Below are 19848 nucleotides of genomic sequence, written 5' to 3'. Positions count from 1 at the left end.
GGCCCATACTATGGAGCTATGCCCGAAAACGAGAGTGCGGGTCTTGGGGGTTCGCTTGCCGACGGGGCGCGGCTGGCGGTATTGGTCGCGGGTATCGGCTCGGTGGTTCTCGGAGTGCTGATAGCCGTGTGGCCGGACAAGACCGAGCGGATGGCGGAGTTGTTGTTCGGCCTATACCTACTATCGAGCGGTGCGATACAGCTGATCATCGCGATAGGCGCCCGGCTAGGGGCGGCACTGCGGATGTTCGTATTCTTCAGCGGCGTCACCTCTTTGGCATTGGCCGTGATGGCGTTCCACAGCGCGGATTCGATCCTGCTGCTCGCAGTGTGGATCGGCCTCGGCTGGGCCGTGCGCGGAATCGCGCAGGCGACCGTGGCGGTCTGGGCCGACGAGTTGCCCGAGGGTGGCTGGCAAGAGATATTCGGGCTGCTGACCGTGATGGTGGGATTCATCATGATCGCGCTGCCGTTCGATTCGCTGAACGTACTCGGCATGGCGGCAGGTGGCTGCGCGATCGTGATCGGCATGCTGGAGGTTCTCACGGTCGCGCGCGGACGCGGAGAGGTCGGGGCGGCCGGGCGCATTCCGGTGGCGCCGAACTGAGCTGGCGCACATCCGAGTTGGCGTGCGATCGCCCTGGCGTGATGATCATGGGACGGGTTAACTGTCGATCATGGCACGCACCGATAGTGGTTCGGAACTGATCGTCGTCACCCACGGTGCCCGAGCGGGCATCGATCCCCATGCGGTGCGTGAGAGTCGCGCGGCACAATCGCGGCTGGTCGAGTTGCTGCCGGAAGGCGGTGCGCCGGTACGCATCTTCGGGCCGCCCAATCGTCTGCCGCGGCGGATCGCGGGCACCGCTCGAGAGGATGTGGGCGCGGAGTACCTGAACTACTTTGCCGTGCTCGGGGTAGGCGATGAACTCGAGGCGCTCGCGGACCGGCTGCGCGCCGATGACGCGGTCGAGGCGGCCTACGTCAAACCGCCCGCGGAACCGCCGATCGCGCCACCTGTCGTGCTGGCCGATATCGCGGCACGTCGGCTCGAGGACGCGCCGCCCGTGACACCGAATTTCGAAGCCCGGCAGGGTTATCTGGACGCCGCGCCGCAAGGTGTGAACGCACGCTGGGCCTGGACCCGACCCGGCGGTCGCGGCGCGGGCGTGCGCATTGTCGACGTGGAGGGCGCCTGGCGGTTCACCCACGAAGACCTGCTGGCGAACCAGGGCGGCGTGATCGGCGGTGCCCCGTCGGCGGATGCGGGCTGGCGCAATCACGGCACCGCGGTGGCCGGGGAGATCAGCGGTGATGTGAACACCTTCGGCATCACCGGCATTGCCGCCGATGCCGCCATCCGCGCGGTCTCGGTATTCGACGCGGGCTCCGCGGCCGCCATCCGCACCGCGGCCGACGCACTGAGCGCGGGCGACATCATTCTGCTCGAACTGCACCGGCCCGGACCCCGCAACAACTTCCAGAACCGTGAAGATCAGGCCGGATACATCGCGATCGAATGGTGGCCCGACGACTGGGCGGCCATCCGATACGCGATCGGACGTGGCGTCATCGTGGTGGGCGCGGCAGGCAACGGTTCCGAAGACCTCGACAGCTCCCTCTACGACAGCCGACCCGCCGACTTCCCGGCCTCATGGCGCAACCCGTTCCGAGGCGGCGCCGCCGACTCCGGCGCCATCCTGGTCGGCGCGGGCGCCCCGCCACCCGGATTCCACGGCCGCGACCACGGACCCGCACGCTCGCGACTCGCCTTCTCCAACTACGGATCCCGCGTGGACGCCCAGGGCTGGGGCCTCGAAGTCACCACCACCGGATACGGCGACCTGCAGGGCGGCGCCGACGAAGACTACTGGTACACAGACACTTTCAGCGGAACCTCCAGCGCATCCCCGATCGTCGTCGGCTCCGTCGCCAGCTACCAAGGCTTGGCCGCCGCAGCCGCCAGCCGCAAGACACCGTCGGAGGTACGGGCCCGACTCCGCGCAACCGGTTCACCCCAAGTCGACGCCCCGGGTCGCCCCGTGACCCAGCGGATCGGCAACCTGCCCGACATCCAGGCCATGATCGCACCGTGAACCCGCGGCCGCGTCAGGTCGACGCGCAGTAGGTATCGTCCGGTCCCCGACGCGAGCCGACCGACTGGGCGCTCGCACACCTTCCGGGCATCGCACATAAGGACGCGCCGCGCGGCACGTAAGGCCTTCCGCCCGAAGGTGTGCGTCGACGCGCGAATGTATGAGGAACGATCTGTGGTTCGCGGCGGCGCGCGGGTGGGGCGGAAACTTGCGGACAACGCTGAGTGGCGAAAGGTGAATGGCACGTTGAACTTTCAACGCGAATTCGGCATCGGCCATGCGGCGACCCGGGCCATCGACGAGATGGCGCTCGAGCTGCCATTACGACCTTGACCTGGGCAGACGCCGTGGGCGGCGGTCACCGCAGATGTGTACGGGCACAGTCGAAGTGGACTTCACCCGCCAGTGATGGGGGGTTTCGCCGATGTAATGCCGACCGAAAATTTCGGTAGGGTTCGGCGGCGCGGGCAGGGGCTGGGTGCTGTCGCGACCGGAGATCGATGTGACGCCGAGGAGACTGTGGTGGGTGTCGTTACTGTCCGCGAAGAGCAGGCGATTCAGCGGTTGACCGACCGCTTGGTCGACGACTACCCGGCCGATCAGGTCCAGAGCGTGGTGGGCACGGCGCGGCAGCGGTTCGAAGGCCATCCGGTGCGGGAATTCGTCCCGATTCTGATCGAGCGGATCGCGCGCCGGGAACTGGCGGCGTCGACAACAGAGAACGAGTCCGAAAGTGTCGCCGCGCAACCGAACCCGAGTCAGCAGCCCGATCCGGCGCGAGGGATGAGTCGAATCGTGGTGTCCGGCGGCAAGCTGGTAGCCGACAAGCGGCTCATGGCACTCGCGGCGGCGGTTGTGGTCGTCGTCCTCGCACTGGTGGTCGGCTTCGCAGTGCGACAGCCCGACCAGCCCGCTCCGGCCGGTGCGACAGCAGCGCTGACCACGGTGCACGGTGTCGTCGGCTCGGAGAAGATGGCCTTCTTCGAAGACCCGCGCGTCGTGGAAGCCTTGGCCCGCAAGGGGGTCAAAGCGGAGGTCGATCCGGCCGGCTCGCGGCAGATCGCGACCTCCATCGATCTCGGAAAGTACGACTTCGCGTTTCCGTCGAGTGCGCCTGCGGCGGAACGGATTCAGCGGGCGCGCAATATCAGCACGAAGTACACGCCGTTCTCCTCGCCCTTGGCGATCGCGACCTTCCAGCCCATCGCCGATCTGCTGACCGCGGCGGGTGTGGTGCGTCCTGGGCCGGTCCCGACCTTCGATATGGCCCGGTACCTCGAACTCGTGCGCACCGACGTCGAATGGGACAAACTCCGCGACAACACCGTGTATCCGGTGCACAAGAACATCCTGGTCTCCACGACGGACCCACGGACCTCGAACTCCGCTGCCATGTACCTGGCCATCGCGAGCCATGTCGCCAATGACAACACCATCGTGCAGGGCCCGGCCGCCGAGCAGGCCGTGCTGCCCACGGTGTCGCGGCTGTTCGTGCGCCAGGGTTACACCGAGAACTCCACCGACGGCCCGTTCCGCGAGTACCTCGCGGCGGGTATGGGCCCGACACCCATGGTCTGGATCTATGAGGCCCAGTTCGTCGAGGCGACCGTGCGCGGCCAGATCAAACCTGGCATGGTGCTGACCTACCCGTCCCCGACCGTGGTCTCCCAGCACACCCTGGTGCCCCTCACCGCATCCGGCGATCGCATCGGCCGCCTGCTGGCCACCGATCCGGACCTGCAGCGCCTCGCTGCCGCACACGGTTTCCGCACCAGCGACCCCAGCCAATTCGCCAAGGTCACCGCCGACAACCACGTCTCGGTGCCCGGCGACGTAATCGATGTGATCGACGCACCCACGATCGACACCCTCGAACACCTGATCGACAGCGTCACCAAGTCCTACAACTGACGTCGCGGCCGCAGCACCGGGCATATCCGCGGCCGCACGACCGCCGCATGCCTCTGTGCTGAGCCGGTCTGGGCCGCCTTTTCGCCAGGGCATCTACCGGCGACCCGTATGTCCAGGTCATGACCGATTGCCGAGGCGGCGCGATCAGAGGATCGTGGAGCACAAAGCGGGCATATCGGATCGGGGAGGCCGAGTAGCGGGGATCGGGAATTCGAGTAGCCGGACACTCGTGGCACGGGGATGTACTCGGGCCAGGCTAGGGGAGGGGAAGAGGAAAGGAGCGTCCTCATGAGCGGGATGTTCACCAGGACGGCGAGATATACGGCCAGATATGCGGGTCCATATCGGTCGGCGCCGACGGTCGGGACACACGGGATGGTGGTCTTCGGGACCGGCACCGACTGTTATTTCTCGCATCGGCCGATGTTCTTCTCGCCGTTCGACTTTCAGGTGCTGCTCGATATCGAGTTGGACGAGCGCGGCAGTCGGGCGCTCGGCGCCGATCGACGCACCGGATTCCGCGGCGGCCACGCCTTCGAACCGGCGGACCTCGCACTCGCCGACGTCGATCCACGCGCGGAGCATCCGCGAACGACGTTCCGGGGCAACCTTGTTCGCGGCCACCTCGAGCGCGGCGGCATCGTGATCGCACGTGACGTCGTGGCCACCGTGCGCAACATCGTGTCCTTCACACAGCTCGATCCGCATCCCCTGCGCACGGCCGAACTGCTGACCCATCTGTGCTTCGGCAGGCAGGGCAAAATGTATGTGGCGCACCGGATCGTGCGGCGGCCGAGCTTCGATCAAATCGTCTCGGCCCGGCTCATCCCCGGCACTGTTACCGACCTGCTCGGCGCCCCGCTGTCCGTCGATGTCACCGAGTTGGTGTTCGACCACGCGCAGCCGATCATCCTGGGGCAGCGCGATTTCGCCGGTCAGCGATTGCGGGTCGGCGAGATCGCGGTCGCGGCGTTCCACGCGACCGATACCGCGAGGGGCCAGCAAGGCTTCCTCGTCGACATCGCCATCGAGCGGCAGCTCTACTTGGAAGTCGCCGACCTGGTGTGATGTCAATACGCCGGAGGTAGCTGTTGAGGGCGCACCCGATCGGGGCGCGAATCGGTCGGTGGGAGGACGACCGCTCGCGGTGCGGCCGTTATTTTCGGATCATGTCCGAATCGGTCCTGCCCGCAACCACATCACTGCGGATAGCCGAAGTCGACATATTGCGGGGATTCGCGCTTTTCGGAATCCTCATCGTGAACGTAGCTGTTGCCACGCTGCTCTGGTCGTTCGGCGGCACCGCTGACGATCCGCGACTCGGGTTCGACGGTCCATTCGACCATCTCGTGAACGCGGTGGTGGAAGCGCTGTTCAGCGGCCGGTTCTATCTGCTGTTCGCATTCCTGTTCGGCTATTCGTTCACCCTGCAGATCGCGGCGGCGCAGCGGGCCGGTGTGTCGGCGAACCCGCGGCTGCTGCGGCGCTGCGCCACGCTGATGGTGATCGGGTTGGCGCATGTCCTCCTGCTGTGGATCGGCGACATTCTGACGCTGTACGCGTTTTTGTGCCTGTTTCTGATACTGCTGCGGTGGCTGCGGCCGCGGGTCGCGGTCATCGGCGGGACGGTGCTGTATCTCACGTGGTCGATATGGGCGTTCCTGCCCGGGACCGGTGGAATTGCCGAGCTCGCCGAGGTACTCGATGTGGTGGCAATGCACGAGGGCTACACGGGTAGCTTCGCCGATACCTTCACGATGCAGGTGTCCGGGGCGCCGCTGTGGATCATCCTCATCTGGATCACCCAGGGCGTACCGGCGCTGGGCATGTTCCTGATCGGAATGGCGGCCGGTAAGCGCAAACTGTTCACCGAAGAGCAGACGTTGCGTCGCTGGGCCCCTCGGATATTCATCGGTGGGTTGGCCGGTCGGACTGCCGGTATCGGCGGTGACATTCTCCTACGGGATGGGTTGGCTGGAACCGCCGTCGTACTGGGACGGGATCCAAGAAGTGGCCAACCCGCTGATGACGTTCGCGTACATCGCGGGGATCATCATGCTGACCCGATCAACCCGCACCGGACGGTATATGGCGCTGCTCGCCCCTGCGGGTCGGATGGCGGCCTCCAACTACACCATGCAGTCGGTGGTGTTGATGGTGATCTACACCGGCTACGGGTTCGCCCTGGCCTATGATGTGCCACCGGCGGGCGTGATCGGGATCGCGTTGGTGACCTATGGCGCGCAGCTCGCATTCAGTCACCGGTGGTTGCGCACTCATGCGTATGGGCCGGTGGAATGGGTGCTGCGCGCTGCGACGTATCTGTCGGTTCCGGGTTGGCGGCGGTCGGAATACGTTCCGGTGCAGCGGGTTCGACGAGGCTGAGCGTGCACTTTCGTTTTCCGCCGTGCGCTACGAGCGGTGCACGTTCAGCATCGTTCGCAACACCCGCGTGCCGCGGACGCGTGGGTCAGCGATCAGCAGGGACCGTCAGCGCCGCCAAGAGAGCGCGAGCGAATTCGGCCGGAGTTTCCCGCACGCCACTGTGCCCACCAGGGAACTCGACCAGCGGTCGGCCCAACTCGGATGCAAGGGTTTCCGCGGTCCGATAAGGGAGTTGACCACGGGTTTCCCGACCCGCGGCCAGCACGAGGCGGTCCACCACAGCGGCGAGTGCGGCCGTATCGGGCCGATAACCGGTGACCGCGCGCAGTTCATGAGCGAACATCAGCGACGAGTTGCCCATGAGTCGGCCGAGCATTTCGGCGGTGCGGGCCGGGACCTCGGCCGCGTTGGGCAGCGGCTTCGAGGTGACACCGACCGCTTGCATGAAGCGCCCGCCCGCGACGGCGGGACCCTGGTCCCTGGCTAGTTCTACCACCTCTTCGACCATGGCCCGGTGCACGTCCGCATCGGGCAGGACCGCGAAGCACGGCGGTTCGTGGGCGACGACCAGGCGCAGCCGTTCCGGATGGCGGGCGAGTAGGTCGAGCGCAACGACCGCGCCACCGCTGACACCGGCGACGTAGGCGAATTCGCTTGCGGGCGTGAGGTGTTCGAGCAGACGGCGCGCGTCGTCACTGAGCACGTCCATCCGCTGATCGACGGGTTCGGGAGCGTCCAGAACGCTGCGTGAATACCCGCGCGGGTCGGCGGCCACAACAGTGAAGTGCTCGGCGAGGGTATCGGCGATCGGGTCGAATATCCCGGCGTCGCCGCCGCTGCCCGGCAGCAGGAGCAGCACCGGGCCGGTGCCACGCACCTCGAAATACAGGGTGGCGCCGGGCACTTCCAGGGTTTCGGATCTCACTGCGATTTCGCTTTCTCGTCGGTCGGCCAGTGGGTGAGAGTGATGTGCAGGGCGTCGATAATGCGGTCCCAGGAGGTGGCGGTGGAGCGGGCATGGCCGAAACCGCCGCTCGCCTCCAGGTTGGCATAGCCGTGAAAAGTGCTGCGCAACAGGCGAACCGCGTCGGTGATATCCGGTTCGTCGAGGCCATAGGCACGCAGCATCCGGTAGGTCAGATCGATGGCCCGCCAACCACCGCTCCATTCGGCGGCGACGGCGGGGTCCATCGGCATCTGGGTGGCGCGATAGCGGCCGGGATGTTCCAGGGCATAGCGGCGCCATTCGTCGGCAAATGCCGCGAGCGCATCCCGTCCCGCGCGCCCGGCAACTGCCGCGGCGATGCGGTCGGTCTTCTCGTCGCTTGCCAGCATGGCCACCCGGTTGCGCAGGTCTTCGAGGTTCTTGATGTGCGAGTACAAGCTCGCGTCCTTGACGCCGAACTTCCTGGCCAGCGCGGCGACGGTGATGTTGTCGAAGCCGACCTCGTCGGCGAGTTCCGCCGCCGCGAGCGTGATCCGCTCGGCGGTCAACCCGGCCCGTGGCGACATCACACCTCCTCTATTCAGCTAGGGTGCCTAGTTTATAACCTAATAGTCGTAGGTTCTGCAAGTGGTGGAGTGCCAGTGCTCGGGTGTGGGGTTCCGGATCGGTGAAGTCGCGAATTCAGGTATCGCGGACTGTGCGGCTTCCCAATGGTTTTCGAAAGGTGTGGGGCGCCGGTTATGTAGTGATCGCGGCGACTGGGTCGTGGAGCGCGCACGATGGCATCCAAGGTTTGCAGGGCGAGCTTGTCGTACTGATTATTCGCGGCAGCCGTTGTGGTCGCGGTTGGTGGCGGACCGATTAATTCGTGCGGGCAGTCCGGTCAACATTCTCGGCAGATCCATGACTACATGTTCGAGGAGATCTTGATGACCCCGACTTCGACCGCCACCACGCACACCCTGGACGTGCCCGGGGCGCGGCTGCACTACGAGGTGCGCGGTACCGGACCGCTGGTCGTATTGGTCGGTGCACCGATGGATGCGGCGGCCTTCGCTCCGCTGGCGGAGCTGCTCGCCACCGACCGCACCGTACTCACCACCGACCCGCGCGGCCATCAGGGCAGCGTCCTCGACGACCCGGAGCAGGACTCGACACCGCAGCTGCGCGCCGACGACCTGGCCTGCCTCATCACCCACCTCGGCATCGGCCCCGCAGTGGTATTCGGCTCGAGCGGCGGCGCTGTGAGTGCATTGGCCCTGGTCCAATCCCAGCCGGACCTGGTCACCACCGTGGTCGCCCACGAACCGCCGCTGGGTGAACTCCTCGACGATCGCGACCAGGTGCGCGCCGGAACCGATGACGTGATCGCCACCTACCGCAGCGGCGATGTGCTCGGCGCGTGGCGCAAGTTCATGGCCAACGCGAACATCATGATGCCCGAACCGGTGCTACAGCAGGTGTTCGGCGGTGAGCGTGACCCGCGCCAGCTGGCCAGCGAGCGCTACTGGTTCGATCACGAGCTGCGCGGTACCATCACGTGGGAGCCGAATATCGCTGTGCTGCAATCGACTCCGGCCCGCATGGTAGTCGGCATCGGCTCCGAATCGACCGGCCAGCACTGCGATCGCACGTCGCGGGCACTCGGCGAAGCCGTCGGGGTGACTCCGACCGTATTTCCCGGCGGACACACCGGATTCGTCGAGGACCCAACCGGTTTCGCCGTGCGGTTGCGTGAGGTCCTCGGAGGTGCCGTTTAGCAGGGGCATACTCGCGCATGCCGTGCGGTCACATCGAAAGCCTCAGCTCAGGCCGGGACCGGATCCGGCCAGCACCGTATCTCGGACGCACAGTGATGTTTCCACGCTGAGACGATGTTCACGTCTCGGACATGTCATGCTAAACGGCCAGTGTCGGTGACGCCGGGTCGGGCTGGCGAGGAGGCTCGTAGGTCCGCCATGCCTCAGCCAAGCGGCATGCGGCCTCGCGCAGGCTGCCGGGATCGGCGACAAAGCTGATTCGGACGTAATCGCTGCTGCCGCCAGAGGCGTCGAGACCGGCGCCGGGCAGGATCGCGACGCCGTGCCGCAGGGCTCGCTGAGCGAAGGAGGTGCCATCCCCGCGGGATAGCCGGATCCACAGTGTCTGGCCGCCGGACACTGGAGGGACCTCCCATTCCGGCAGGCGCTCGCCCAGCTCGGTCACCAGCACGTCGTGGCTTTCCTTGCGCTGCTGCGTGATTCGCTCGCGCAACCGGTCGAGGTCACGCAGCAGCCAGGCGGCGGCCAACTGCGCTGGGATATTGCCGCCGAGATCGTGCACGGCGCGCAGCCGGGCCAACCGGGCGATGACCGGGATCGGTGCACGCACCCACCCGACACGCAGTCCGCCCCAGACGATCTTGCTGAGCGAACCGACCGATATCACCGACTCGTCCAGGGCCGCCAGCGGCGGTGGTGGCGGATCGGTGCCCGGAAATCCGAGATCGGTCAGCACCTCGTCGTCGATCAGCGGCATCCCTGCCGTTCTCGCCGACTCGACCAGTCTTCGCCGGGCCAGCGCGGGAAGCACCGCGCCGGTGGGGTTCTGGTAGGACGCCACCACATACGCGAGCGCCGCCGGGGTCACCGCGCCGAGACCCACCGGACCCGTCTGCAGGATCGCCGCGACCTCTCGAAACGCCTCCAGCGCACCGGGATACGTCGGTGCTTCCACCAGGATCCGGTCGCCGGACCGCAGCAGGGCGCGGGCGAGCAGCGACAGCGCCTGCTGCCCGCCGCCGGTGACCAGAATCTGTTCCGGATCGGTCGGCACGCCGCGTGCCCGGTATCGATCGGCGATCGCGTTGCGCAACAGCGGATGTCCGGTCGGCCGATAACCTATATCGCCCTCGACCGCGGCGAGTTCGGGCACGATGTGCCGATACGCCTGGGCCACCTCGGGCGGCGGTGTCGCGGGGGCGGCGCAGGCGAGCGCGATGACATCGGCGTCCGGTTCGAGCAACTGCAGGAACGCCGGAGAATGGGTGGTCTCGCGCGCCGGAACTGCCGCGGGTCCCGCGACCCGGGTGCCGCTGCCCTGCCTGCGCACCACCCGGCCCTCCACGCTGAGCAGGTCGTAAGCGGCCACGACCGTACTGCGCCCTACCGCAAGTACTTTCGCGAGCGCGCGGTCGGGCGGCAACGGCATACCCGGCCGCAGTTCACCGTCGTCGATCAGCGTCCGCAATCGCCCGGCCAACAGCAAATAGAGCGGCCCGCGGTCGGCGGACCAGCGGCCGAGCCGGTCGGCAAGTTCAATTGGCTTCATATGCAAACCAATTCTGCCCGATTGGCTCTAGGGTCGCGACCCCGGTCGTCGCGAGGATGAAGTCATGAGCAAGATCTCCATCACCGATGTCATCGACGACCTGACCGGACCATGGCAGCCGAGGGACCTGGCCATCGCCAACGACGCCGTGGTCCGCATCGCTCGTTTCCACGGCACATTCCCATGGCACCACCACGACGAGGACGAGCTATTTCTGTGCTGGAACGGCACCTTCCGCATCGAACTGCGGGACCGCGAGCCGGTGACGCTCGGTCCCGGTGAGATTTTCGTCGTTCCGCGCGGAGTCGAGCATCGGCCGGTGGCCGAGGAACCGGCTCACGGGATCATGATCGAACGCCCCGAAACCGAACAGTACGGCAACTGAGCACGATCGGAGCCGGACGCAAGCTCATCCGGCTCCGAGCCCGTTGCGATACCTCGCCCCACACATGAGAGCAGCGAAATGTTCGTGGCAGGGTGAGGGGATGAGTCGTGGTGTGTTGGTGCCGGGGGCTTCGCGGGGGATCGGGCGGGCGGTTGCGGTGGCATTCGCCGAGAACGGCGACCGGGTGGCGGTGCATTACTCCTCCGGGCGCGCCGATGCCGAGGAGACGTTGCGGCGGTTACCGGGGGACGGGCATGTCCTCGTCGAAGGCGATATCGGTTCGCCGGAAGCGGCCGACGCGATCGTCGCGGCGGCAGTCGAGGGGCTCGGGACCCTGCACGTGCTGGTCAACAACGCGGCGGTGAACCTTCCGCACCCCCTCGCGAAAACCTCGTACCCGGAATGGCAGCAGGTGTGGCGCAAGACCATGGACGTCAACCTTTTCGGCACGGCCAATGTCTCCTATTGCGCCGCACGTCACATGATCGATAACGAGGTGCCCGGTCGCATCGTCAATCTCGGCTCCCGCGGCGCATTCCGCGGTGAACCCGACTATCCCGCCTACGGTGCCACGAAGGCAGCCGTCCACGCGCTGGGCCAATCGCTCGCGGTGTATCTGGCTCCCTACGGAATCGCGGTTGCCTCGGTGGCACCGGGCTTCGTAGCGACCGAACGCGTCGCGTCCCGCGTCACCGACGAGGTCCGCGCTCAGAGCCCCTTCGACCGCGTCGCCCAACCCGAGGAAATCGCCTCCGCCGTCCGCTATCTCGCGTCACCGGAAGCAATATGGAGCTCCGGGGCGATCCTGAATGTCAACGGAGCCTCATACCTGCACTGATCCGCTAGGGGGACACATGACACGGCAGCTACCACCGTGGCCAGACACGCCACCGACCCGCGGCCCGATCATCCTGCGGGAGTACACCGAAGCCGACGCCCACCTCGCGATCGAGATGGGCGCGGACCCGTACATTCCGTTGATCGGGAGCTTGCCCGCTTTCCCGACCGCTACCGAGGCACTGGACTGGGTGCACCGTCAACGGGGCAGGCACGCCGAAGGAATCGGTTTCTCCTTCGCCATAGCCGACGCCGAAACCGGCAACGCTGTCGGCGGGATCGGTCTTTGGCTGCAAAACCTCGCGAAAGGCCGAGCGGCAGTTGGCTATTCGGTCTCTCCGGGACATCGTGGCCGTGGATTCGCTGGGGCCGCACTACAAGCCCTGACAACTTTTGCCTGGACCATCCCCACTGTGCACCGCATCGAGCTCTATATCGAGCCATGGAACACCGGCTCGATCCGCGTCGCGGAATCCGGCGGATACCTCCGCGAAGGTCTGCTACACAGCTACGAGGAGCTCGGCGGCACCCGACGAGACATGCTCCTCTACGCCGCCACACGCGACTCGGGCACATCCTGAAACGCGACATCGCCGCACCCGAGTCGGGTGCGGCGATGTCGTGCGGGAATCAGCGGACGAAAGTTGATGCGCGGTCGGACAAGTCGAGCAGCATTTGCGGGATGATGCCGAGCAGGACGGTGGCGCCCGTGGTGAATGCGACGACTGTGGTGGTGAGGAATGGTGCCGCGACGGTCGGGGCGTCGGTGGGCGGGTCGGTGAAGAACATCAGGACGATGACGCGGATGTAGAAGAAGGCGGCGATGGCGCTGGAGATGACACCCACGATCACCAAGTAGCTGGCGCCGCCGGAGGCGGCGGCTTGGAAGACCGCGAACTTGGCGACGAAGCCACCGGTGAGCGGCAGGCCCGCGAACGAGAGCAGGAACAGGGCGAAAACCGTTGCCAGCCAGGGGGAGCGGCGGCCGAGGCCGGCCCACTGTGACATCGCGGTGGCCTCGTCACCGTCGGCATCGCGGACCAAGCTGACGACCGCGAACGCACCGAGGGTGCCAAGGCCGTACGCCAACAGATAGAACAGGATCGCCGAGGTACCAGCCTCGTTCGCGGCAACCAGACCGGTCAGGATGAATCCGGCATGCGCGACCGAGGAGTAGGCGAGCATGCGTTTGACGTCGGTCTGGGTGATCGCCATGACCGCGCCGATCACCATGGTCGCGATGGCAATGGCGGCGAGCACCGGACGCCAGTCGTCACGCAGACCGGGCACGGCGATCTGCAGCACCCGCAGCAGCGCACCGACTGCGGCGATTTTCGTGGCCGCGGCCATGAATCCGGTAACCGAACTGGGCGCGCCCTGATACACGTCCGGCACCCAGGACTGGAACGGCACCGCGCCGATCTTGAACAGCAGCCCCACCGCCAGCATTGCCACACCGAGCAACGCCAGGGTGGTGTTCTGCGGATGCTGGGTTATCGCATCCGCGATCCCACCGAGCTTGACCGTCCCCGCCTGCCCGTACAGCAGCGCAACGCCATAGAGGAAGAACGCGGACGAAAACGCCCCGAGCAGAAAGTATTTCAGCGCGGCTTCCTGCGAGAGCAACCGCTTGCGCCGTGCCAGCCCGCACAGCAGATACAGCGGCAGAGACAATACCTCCAACGCCACGAACATGGTCAGCAGATCGTTCGACGCCGGAAACAGCAGCAACCCACCGATCGCGAGCATGGTCAGCGGGAATACCTCGGTGGTCGCGACACCCGCACGGACCGCCGCCATTTCACCCGCGCTACCGGGTACCGCGGAGGCCTGCGGGGTGAACGCGTCCACCCCACCCCCGACGGCAGCCGCGGCAACACTCCACGTCCCGGGACCGGAACGCACCCGCGGCCGCGGCTCGGCACCGCGTTCGGCCATGAACAGCAGCGCCAGAATCGACACCACCAGAATCGTGCCCTGCAAGAACAGCGTGACACCGTCGATCGCCACCGCGCCGACCATCACGGTCGCCTCGGTCCCGGACAACCGCACCACCGCGACCAGCGCCGCCACCAACCCGGCCATCCCGAGCGGCACCTGGATGGCGTACCGGTGGCGACGCGGCGCGAACGCCTCGACGAGCACGCCGACCACTGCCACCCCGAACACGATCAGCATCGGCGACAACTTGGCGTATTCGATGCTCGGTGCGGGCATACTCGCCGCGAGCAGACTGCTCATTTGTGGGCACCTCCGTGATCGGCCCCCGCTGCGGGGATCGCGGGCGTCTTCGGCGCGGGATCATGGACGCCGATGGTGGTAAGCGTCTGACCGACCGCGGGATTGATGAAGTCCAGCACCGGTTTCGGATAGATACCGAGGAACAGCAGCGCCGCGATCAACGGCACCACCACCGCCAGCTCACGCGGCACCAGATCATAGAGGCGCTCGTTGCCCTCCTTGACCGGTCCGGTCATCATCCGCTGGTACATCCACAGCACATACAGCGCGGCCAACACCAGCGCACCGGTCGCGATCACCGCCGCGAATCCGTACCGGCTGAATGTGCCGAGCAGCACCAGGAATTCGCTGATGAAGGGTGCCAGTCCGGGCAGTGACAGGGTGGCGAGACCGGCGATGAAGAAGGTGCCCGCCAGCACCGGCGCCACCTTCTGCACCCCGCCATAGGCGGCGATGGCCCGAGTGCCCCTGCGCGACACCAGGAATCCCGCGATCAGGAACAGTGCCGCAGTCGAGATGCCGTGATTGACCATGTAGAGCGTGGCCCCGGTCTGCCCCTGACTGGTCATCGCGAAGATCCCCAGAATTATGAATCCGAAGTGCGAGATCGAGGTGTAGGCGATCAGCCGCATCACATCGGTCTGTCCGATGGCCAGCAGCGCGCCGTAGATGATGCCGATCACCGCGAGCGTGATCACCAGGGGCGCATAGGTTCCCGAGGCATCCGGGAACAGCAGCAGGCAGTAGCGCAACATGCCGAAGGTGCCGACCTTGTCGACCACCGCCATCATCAACACCGCACTCGACGGCGTCGCCGCCACCGCCGCATCCGGCAGCCAGGTGTGCAACGGCCACAGCGGCGCCTTCACCGCGAAGGCGAACATGAACCCGAGGAACAGCGCATTGAGCACCGCCGGACCGGCACCGAGCTGTCCGGCATTGGCCGCCGCCACCACGGTGCGGAAATCGAAGGTGCCAGACGATCCGGATCCGAGGCCCTGCCGCGCGGTGAGCACATACAACCCGATCACCGCGGCCAACATGATCAGACCGCCGAACAGGTTGTACAGCAGGAATTTCACTGCCGCCCGCGAGCGCTGCTGGCGGTGGGCGAGATCGGCACTGCGCGGCCCGAATCCGCCGATGAGGAAGTACATCGGGACGAGCATCGCCTCGAAGAACACGTAGAACAGCAGAATGTCGAGCGAGACAAAGGAAATGAGCACCATCGCCTCGACGAGCAACATCAACGCGACATAGGTGTGCGACACCCGCCGCCCGCTGCCGACCTCGCGCTCATCGTTCCACCCGGCCAGGATCAGCAGCGGTACCAGCGCCGCGGTGAGCAGCACCAGCACCAGCGCGATCCCGTCCAGCCCGAGCGTGTACCCCGCGCCGAAGGCCGGAATCCACTCGTGCGATTCGACGAACTGATATTGCGCCCCACCGGGTTCGAAGCGCACGGCCAATACGATGCCGAGCACCAGTACCGCCAATGCGACAACGAATGCCAGCCCGCGTGCCAGAGTGCGCTGCGACGCGGGCAACAGCAGCACCACCACCGCGCCGACAACCGGCAACAACCACAGTGTGGTCAACCAGGGAAAGTCACTCACCAGAGCCTCACTGCCAGCAGGGCGGCGGCCACCAGTGCCGCGCCGGTGAACATGGACAGGGCATACGACCGGACGAAGCCGGACTGCACTTTCCGGATTCGCCCGGACAGTCCGCCGATCAGCGCGGCGGTCCCGTTGACGATCCCGTCGATGCCGCGATTGTCGAGGAAGACCAGCGACCGGGTCAGATACGCACCGGGACGCATGAATACGCCCTCGTTGACCGCGTCGCCGTAGAGATCCTTGCGAGCCGCGATCGTCAACGCCGACACCGCTTCCGGTGCGGTCTCGGGAATCTCGCGCTGCGCGAACTGGTTGTAGGCCAAGCCGATTCCGACGGCGACCACCAGCAGCGCCAGGACGGTCACCACACCCGCGGGCACGACCTCCTCGCCGTGATGCGCCCCGACCACCGGTTCGAGCCAGTTCTGCAGCGACGACCCGAAGACGAACAGCCCACCCGCGGCCACCGAACCGATCGCGAGCAGAATCATCGGGCCGGTCATCACCGCGGGTGCCTCGTGCGGGTGGGTGTCCGGCTTCCAGCGACGCTCGCCGAAGAACGTCAGCATCATCACGCGCGTCATGTAGAACGCGGTCAGCCCGGCACCGAACAGCGTGACCGCACCCAGTGCCAAACCGCTGGCGCCGCCTTGGTTGAACGCCGCCTCGATGATCCGATCCTTGGAGAAGAATCCGGCGAACGGCGGCACGCCGATGATCGCCAGATAGCCGAGCCCGAAGGTGACGTAGGTGACCGGTAGCAGTTTTCGCAGTCCGCCATAGCGGCGCATGTCGGTCTCGTCGTCCATCGCGTGCATGACCGATCCGGCACCGAGGAACAGCCCGGCCTTGAAGAAGCCGTGGGTGAGCAGATGCATGATGGCGATCGCGTATCCGGCCGGGCCGAGGCCTGCGGCGAGCACCATGTAACCGATCTGGCTCATGGTGGACGCCGCGAGTGCCTTCTTGATGTCGTCCTTCGCGCAACCGACGATCGCACCGAACAGCAGCGTCACCGCACCCACGAGCACGACTCCGAGTCGTGCGTTGGGCGCGAGATCGAAGATCGGCCCGGAGCGCGCGATGAGGTACACACCCGCCGTCACCATGGTGGCCGCGTGGATGAGCGCGGACACCGGTGTCGGACCCTCCATGGCGTCACCGAGCCAGGACTGCAGCGGGACCTGCGCGGACTTACCGCACGCCGCCAGCAGCAGCAGCAACCCGATCGCTGTCAGTGTGCCCTCGCCCGCCTGCGGCGCGGTCGCGAACACCGAGCCGAAGTCGATCGAGCCGAAAGTCGCGAACATGGTGAACATGGCGATCGCCAGCCCCATATCACCGACCCGGTTGACCACGAACGCCTTCTTGGCCGCGGTCGCCGCGGTCGGCTTGTGGTACCAGAAACCGATCAGCAGGTAGGAGGCCAGACCGACGCCTTCCCAGCCGAGGTACAGGACGAGGTAGTTGTCCGCCAGCACCAGCAGCAGCATGGCCGCCAGGAACAGATTCAGGTAGGCGAAGAACCGCCGCCGACCCGGATCGTGGTTCATATAGCCGACGGAATAGATGTGGATCAGCGATCCGACGCCGGTGATCAGCAGCGCGAAACACACCGACAGCTGGTCCAATTGGAGGCTGAAGTCCACCTGCAACCCGTCGACGGGGACCCAGCTGAAAAAGTCCTTGTGGATTGCGCGGGCGGCATCAGCACGGTCGAGCATGTGGAAGAACGCGACGACGGCGAAGCCGAACGAGGCCAGCGCGGTGGCACAGCCGAGCAGATGCCCCCACTTATCGCTGTAGCGTCCGATCAGCAGCAGCACGACGGCACCGGCCAGCGGCAGTGCGGGCAGCACCCAGAGCGTTGCGGTATCCACGTCAGAACTTCAGCAGGTTGGCGTCGTCGACCGAGGTCGAACGGCGGGTGCGGAAGATGGTCATGATGATGGCCAGTCCGACGACGACTTCGGCCGCGGCCACCACCATGGTGAAGAACGCGAACACCTGACCGTCCAGATTCGAATGCAGCCTGGCGAAGGTGACGAAGGCGAGATTGACCGCATTGAGCATCAGCTCGATGCACATGAACACCACAATGGCGTTGCGCCGCAGCAGCACACCGGCCGCGCCGATGGTGAACAGCAGGGCGGACAGGAACAGGTAGTTCTCAGGATTCACCGCTTGCCTTCCTCGTCTGCCTCGCGGGCGGGGGTTTCGGGCTCCTCGACTTCCGAGGCGAAGGCCGGGGTCGTGCCGACTGAGATGACCGCCGCCTCGGTGAGCGCCCTGGTGCGGCGATGCCGCAGGATGGTGCTGACCGACAACTCCTCGAAGGATCCGTCCGGCAGCCGCGCCGGAATATCGACCGCGTTGTGCCTGGCGTACACACCGGGCGTCGGCAGCGGGGTCGCTCGATCGGAGGGCCGGGCCGGGTCGTAAGTGGCGCGGAAGCGGCGGCGGGAGAGCTCCCGCTGATCCAGGCGCGGCCCGAAATTCTCCCGGTGCGCCAGGATCATCGCGCCGATGGTGGCGGTGATGAGCAGTGCGCCGGTGAGTTCGAAGGCCCACACATAGCGGACGAAGATCAGTTCGGCGAGCTGGCCGATCACGTCCTGATATGCGAATCCCTTTGCCGGATAGGTGATTCCGGAGTTGCGGATGCCGTTGGCGATACCGCTGATCAGCAGCAGCCCGAAGCCGAGTCCGACCGCGGCCGCGGCGAGCCGCTGCCCGCGCAGTGTTTCCCCGAGCGATTCGGGAGAGTCGACGCCGACCAGCATGAGCACGAACAGGAACAGCATCATGACCGCGCCGGTGTAGACGACGATCTGCACGACGCCGAGGAACAGCGCGTCCTGTGCCATATAGAAGGTCGCGAGCACGATCATGGTGGCGGCCAGGCAGATGGCCGAATGCACGGCCTTGCCCGCGAAAACCATACCGAGGGCGCCGATCACGGCGAATGGGCCGAGGATCCAGAATTGGACTGCCTCGCCGATGGACGTGTGGGTCAGTGGCTCGGCGGCCAGAATGAGTTCGGTCACCGCACGCCTCCTTCCGCGCCCGCGGCGGCGGGCTTCCTGGTATCGGAACCGCTTTCACCGCCGGGGACATTGCCGCGGTAGTAATCGCCTTCCGTCGCACCGGGATACATCGCGTGCGGCGGTGCGGTCATACCGGGCTGCAGCGGGGCGAGCAGCCGGTCCTTCTCGTAGATCAGATCGGCGCGATTGTCATCGGCCATCTCGTACTCGTTGGTCATGGTCAGTGCCCTGGTCGGGCATGCCTCGATGCACAATCCGCAGCCGATGCAGCGCAGATAGTTGATCTGGTAGACCTGTCCGTAGCGTTCGCCGGGCGAAAAGCGTTCGGTCTCGGTGTTATCGGCGCCCTCGACGTAGATCGCATCCGCGGGGCAGGCCCACGCGCACAACTCGCAGCCGATGCACTTCTCCAGACCATCCGGATGCCGATTGAGCTGGTGGCGGCCGTGATAGCGGGGCGCGGTCGGCACCTTCTGTTCCGGATAGGACTCGGTATTGGGCTTCTTGAACATGGTCAGGAAGGTGACCGCGAAGCCTTTCAACGGTTCCAGCAGCCCCGCCTCGGGTTCCGGGCGCCGCGTCGATGGATCCGGCAGCGGTGGCGTCGGGAAGCCGAGGAAGACCGAGGTGCCCGATTCCATCGAGGCGGGTTCCTCGGCCGTGGGCGGCGCGCTCTGTTTGCGTCCGGCCCGCAGGAACATCAGCACGATCAGTCCGGAAATGATGATTCCGCTGATCACCAACAGCGGCGTCTGGATCCGGTAGCCCTCGTTCTGCAGCACCCGGGCGGTGGCGACCAGCATCACCCACAGCAGCGACGTCGGAATCAGCAGCTTCCAGCCGAGATTCATGAACTGGTCGTAGCGCAGGCGGGGCAGCGTGCCGCGCAACCAGATGAACACGAACAGGAACGTCCACATCTTGGCGATGAACCACAGCGCGGGCCACCAACCGGAATTAGCGCCGTCCCACAGGTTGATCGGGAACGGTGCGTGCCAGCCACCGAGGAACAGCGTGGTGGCGAGCGCGGAAACCGTTGCCATATTGATGTATTCGGCCATCATGAACATGGC

General features: G+C 66.1%; 20 protein-coding genes and 1 pseudogene. 10 read left to right on the top strand and 11 right to left on the bottom strand.

Annotation, left to right across the window (positions count from 1 at the left end):
• The first annotated feature begins 18 nt into the window (after window positions 1-18).
• The 5 genes from NP3_RS35660 (at window position 19) to NP3_RS35645 (ending at window position 5074) form a co-directional block, all read left to right on the top strand.
• On the top strand, window positions 19-606 hold the full coding sequence (locus NP3_RS35660) for an HdeD family acid-resistance protein (protein WP_063046127.1): 588 nt from the start codon (window positions 19-21) through the stop codon (window positions 604-606).
• Window positions 607-676: 70 nt separating this feature from the next.
• Window positions 677-2095 (top strand): S8 family serine peptidase, encoded by a 1419-nt coding sequence (locus tag NP3_RS35655; protein ID WP_063046126.1) that lies wholly within the window; start codon window positions 677-679, stop codon window positions 2093-2095.
• 174 nt (window positions 2096-2269) lie between these two features.
• On the top strand, window positions 2270-2428 hold the full coding sequence (locus tag NP3_RS48450; protein WP_157124769.1) for a hypothetical protein: 159 nt from the start codon (window positions 2270-2272) through the stop codon (window positions 2426-2428).
• Window positions 2429-2617: 189 nt separating this feature from the next.
• Window positions 2618-4006 carry a three-helix bundle dimerization domain-containing protein gene (locus tag NP3_RS35650; protein ID WP_245721245.1) on the top strand — a complete coding sequence of 463 codons (1389 nt, stop codon included), beginning with the start codon at window positions 2618-2620 and terminating at the stop codon, window positions 4004-4006.
• A gap of 288 nt (window positions 4007-4294) precedes the next feature.
• Window positions 4295-5074, top strand: coding sequence for a hypothetical protein (locus NP3_RS35645; protein WP_157124767.1), 780 nt, complete (start codon window positions 4295-4297; stop codon window positions 5072-5074).
• A gap of 131 nt (window positions 5075-5205) precedes the next feature.
• Here NP3_RS35645 and NP3_RS50850 read toward each other — a convergent pair whose 3' ends face one another.
• A complete protein-coding gene (locus NP3_RS50850; protein ID WP_245721244.1) occupies window positions 5206-5526 on the bottom strand; it encodes a hypothetical protein in 321 nt (106 codons plus the stop codon).
• Between the two features lie 445 nt (window positions 5527-5971).
• On the opposite strand from NP3_RS50850, the gene NP3_RS50845 reads away from it, so the two are divergent.
• Window positions 5972-6391 (top strand): DUF418 domain-containing protein, encoded by a 420-nt coding sequence (locus tag NP3_RS50845; RefSeq protein ID WP_245721246.1) that lies wholly within the window; start codon window positions 5972-5974, stop codon window positions 6389-6391.
• Between the two features lie 85 nt (window positions 6392-6476).
• On the opposite strand, the gene NP3_RS35635 is transcribed toward NP3_RS50845, so the two are convergent.
• On the bottom strand, window positions 6477-7316 hold the full coding sequence (locus NP3_RS35635) for an alpha/beta fold hydrolase (RefSeq protein WP_063046124.1): 840 nt from the start codon (window positions 7314-7316) through the stop codon (window positions 6477-6479).
• Window positions 7313-7903: a TetR/AcrR family transcriptional regulator gene (locus NP3_RS35630; protein ID WP_063046123.1), complete on the bottom strand. Its 591-nt coding sequence runs from the start codon at window positions 7901-7903 to the stop codon at window positions 7313-7315. The genes NP3_RS35635 and NP3_RS35630 overlap by 4 nt, the downstream gene beginning before the upstream one ends.
• A gap of 363 nt (window positions 7904-8266) precedes the next feature.
• Between NP3_RS35630 and NP3_RS35625 the strand changes: the two genes are divergently transcribed.
• Entirely contained in the window at window positions 8267-9097 is an 831-nt protein-coding gene (locus NP3_RS35625; protein ID WP_063046140.1) for an alpha/beta fold hydrolase, read from the top strand.
• A 139-nt stretch (window positions 9098-9236) separates the two neighbouring features.
• On the opposite strand, the gene NP3_RS35620 is transcribed toward NP3_RS35625, so the two are convergent.
• On the bottom strand, window positions 9237-10646 hold the full coding sequence (locus NP3_RS35620) for an aminotransferase-like domain-containing protein (RefSeq protein ID WP_063046122.1): 1410 nt from the start codon (window positions 10644-10646) through the stop codon (window positions 9237-9239).
• 64 nt (window positions 10647-10710) lie between these two features.
• Between NP3_RS35620 and NP3_RS35615 the strand changes: the two genes are divergently transcribed.
• From NP3_RS35615 to NP3_RS35605, 3 genes are all read left to right on the top strand, one after another.
• The gene (locus tag NP3_RS35615; protein ID WP_063046121.1) at window positions 10711-11031 is read left to right on the top strand and encodes a cupin domain-containing protein; all 321 of its coding nucleotides are present in this window, start codon (window positions 10711-10713) and stop codon (window positions 11029-11031) included.
• Window positions 11032-11131: 100 nt separating this feature from the next.
• Complete coding sequence (locus tag NP3_RS35610) at window positions 11132-11869, top strand: SDR family NAD(P)-dependent oxidoreductase (protein ID WP_063046120.1); 738 nt, start codon at window positions 11132-11134, stop codon at window positions 11867-11869.
• Window positions 11870-11885: 16 nt separating this feature from the next.
• On the top strand, window positions 11886-12449 hold the full coding sequence (locus NP3_RS35605; RefSeq protein WP_063046119.1) for a GNAT family N-acetyltransferase: 564 nt from the start codon (window positions 11886-11888) through the stop codon (window positions 12447-12449).
• A 49-nt stretch (window positions 12450-12498) separates the two neighbouring features.
• Here the strand turns inward: NP3_RS35605 and nuoN are convergent, their stop codons facing one another.
• The 7 genes and pseudogenes from nuoN to NP3_RS50835 all read right to left on the bottom strand — a co-directional run.
• The gene (nuoN, locus tag NP3_RS35600; RefSeq protein ID WP_063046118.1) at window positions 12499-14109 is read right to left on the bottom strand and encodes an NADH-quinone oxidoreductase subunit NuoN; all 1611 of its coding nucleotides are present in this window, start codon (window positions 14107-14109) and stop codon (window positions 12499-12501) included.
• Window positions 14106-15725 carry an NADH-quinone oxidoreductase subunit M gene (locus NP3_RS35595; protein ID WP_063046117.1) on the bottom strand — a complete coding sequence of 540 codons (1620 nt, stop codon included), beginning with the start codon at window positions 15723-15725 and terminating at the stop codon, window positions 14106-14108. Before NP3_RS35595 ends, nuoN begins: the two co-directional genes overlap by 4 nt.
• Complete coding sequence (gene nuoL, locus NP3_RS35590) at window positions 15722-17608, bottom strand: NADH-quinone oxidoreductase subunit L (protein WP_063046116.1); 1887 nt, start codon at window positions 17606-17608, stop codon at window positions 15722-15724. Before nuoL ends, NP3_RS35595 begins: the two co-directional genes overlap by 4 nt.
• 1 nt (window position 17609) lies before the next feature.
• Window positions 17610-17909 carry an NADH-quinone oxidoreductase subunit NuoK gene (gene nuoK / locus NP3_RS35585; protein ID WP_062982135.1) on the bottom strand — a complete coding sequence of 100 codons (300 nt, stop codon included), beginning with the start codon at window positions 17907-17909 and terminating at the stop codon, window positions 17610-17612.
• Complete coding sequence (locus tag NP3_RS35580; RefSeq protein WP_063046115.1) at window positions 17906-18775, bottom strand: NADH-quinone oxidoreductase subunit J; 870 nt, start codon at window positions 18773-18775, stop codon at window positions 17906-17908. Before NP3_RS35580 ends, nuoK begins: the two co-directional genes overlap by 4 nt.
• The gene (gene nuoI, locus NP3_RS50840; RefSeq protein WP_281197650.1) at window positions 18772-19329 is read right to left on the bottom strand and encodes an NADH-quinone oxidoreductase subunit NuoI; all 558 of its coding nucleotides are present in this window, start codon (window positions 19327-19329) and stop codon (window positions 18772-18774) included. The genes NP3_RS35580 and nuoI overlap by 4 nt, the downstream gene beginning before the upstream one ends.
• 297 nt (window positions 19330-19626) lie before the next feature.
• A pseudogene (locus NP3_RS50835) lies at window positions 19627-19818 on the bottom strand (NADH-quinone oxidoreductase subunit H); the annotation flags it as partial.
• Window positions 19819-19848 lie beyond the last annotated feature (30 nt).

The organism is Nocardia pseudovaccinii NBRC 100343 (assembly GCF_001613225.1).
Lineage (GTDB): Bacteria > Actinomycetota > Actinomycetes > Mycobacteriales > Mycobacteriaceae > Nocardia > Nocardia pseudovaccinii.
This window is presented reverse-complemented; position numbering and strand designations above follow the sequence as displayed.

What these genes read in the sequence shown, in the direction of transcription:
- NP3_RS35660 (WP_063046127.1), top strand. Translation starts at nt 19, where the DNA reads ATGCCCGAAAACGAGAGTGCGGGTCTTGGGGGTTCGCTTGCCGACGGG.
- NP3_RS35655 (WP_063046126.1), top strand. Translation starts at nt 677, where the DNA reads ATGGCACGCACCGATAGTGGTTCGGAACTGATCGTCGTCACCCACGGT.
- NP3_RS35645 (WP_157124767.1), top strand. Translation starts at nt 4,295, where the DNA reads ATGAGCGGGATGTTCACCAGGACGGCGAGATATACGGCCAGATATGCG.
- NP3_RS50850 (WP_245721244.1), bottom strand. Translation starts at nt 5,526, where the DNA reads ATGCGCCAACCCGATCACCATCAGCGTGGCGCAGCGCCGCAGCAGCCG.
- NP3_RS50845 (WP_245721246.1), top strand. Translation starts at nt 5,972, where the DNA reads ATGGGTTGGCTGGAACCGCCGTCGTACTGGGACGGGATCCAAGAAGTG.
- NP3_RS35630 (WP_063046123.1), bottom strand. Translation starts at nt 7,903, where the DNA reads ATGTCGCCACGGGCCGGGTTGACCGCCGAGCGGATCACGCTCGCGGCG.
- NP3_RS35625 (WP_063046140.1), top strand. Translation starts at nt 8,267, where the DNA reads ATGACCCCGACTTCGACCGCCACCACGCACACCCTGGACGTGCCCGGG.
- NP3_RS35620 (WP_063046122.1), bottom strand. Translation starts at nt 10,646, where the DNA reads ATGAAGCCAATTGAACTTGCCGACCGGCTCGGCCGCTGGTCCGCCGAC.
- NP3_RS35615 (WP_063046121.1), top strand. Translation starts at nt 10,711, where the DNA reads ATGAGCAAGATCTCCATCACCGATGTCATCGACGACCTGACCGGACCA.
- NP3_RS35610 (WP_063046120.1), top strand. Translation starts at nt 11,132, where the DNA reads ATGAGTCGTGGTGTGTTGGTGCCGGGGGCTTCGCGGGGGATCGGGCGG.
- NP3_RS35605 (WP_063046119.1), top strand. Translation starts at nt 11,886, where the DNA reads ATGACACGGCAGCTACCACCGTGGCCAGACACGCCACCGACCCGCGGC.
- nuoN (WP_063046118.1), bottom strand. Translation starts at nt 14,109, where the DNA reads ATGAGCAGTCTGCTCGCGGCGAGTATGCCCGCACCGAGCATCGAATAC.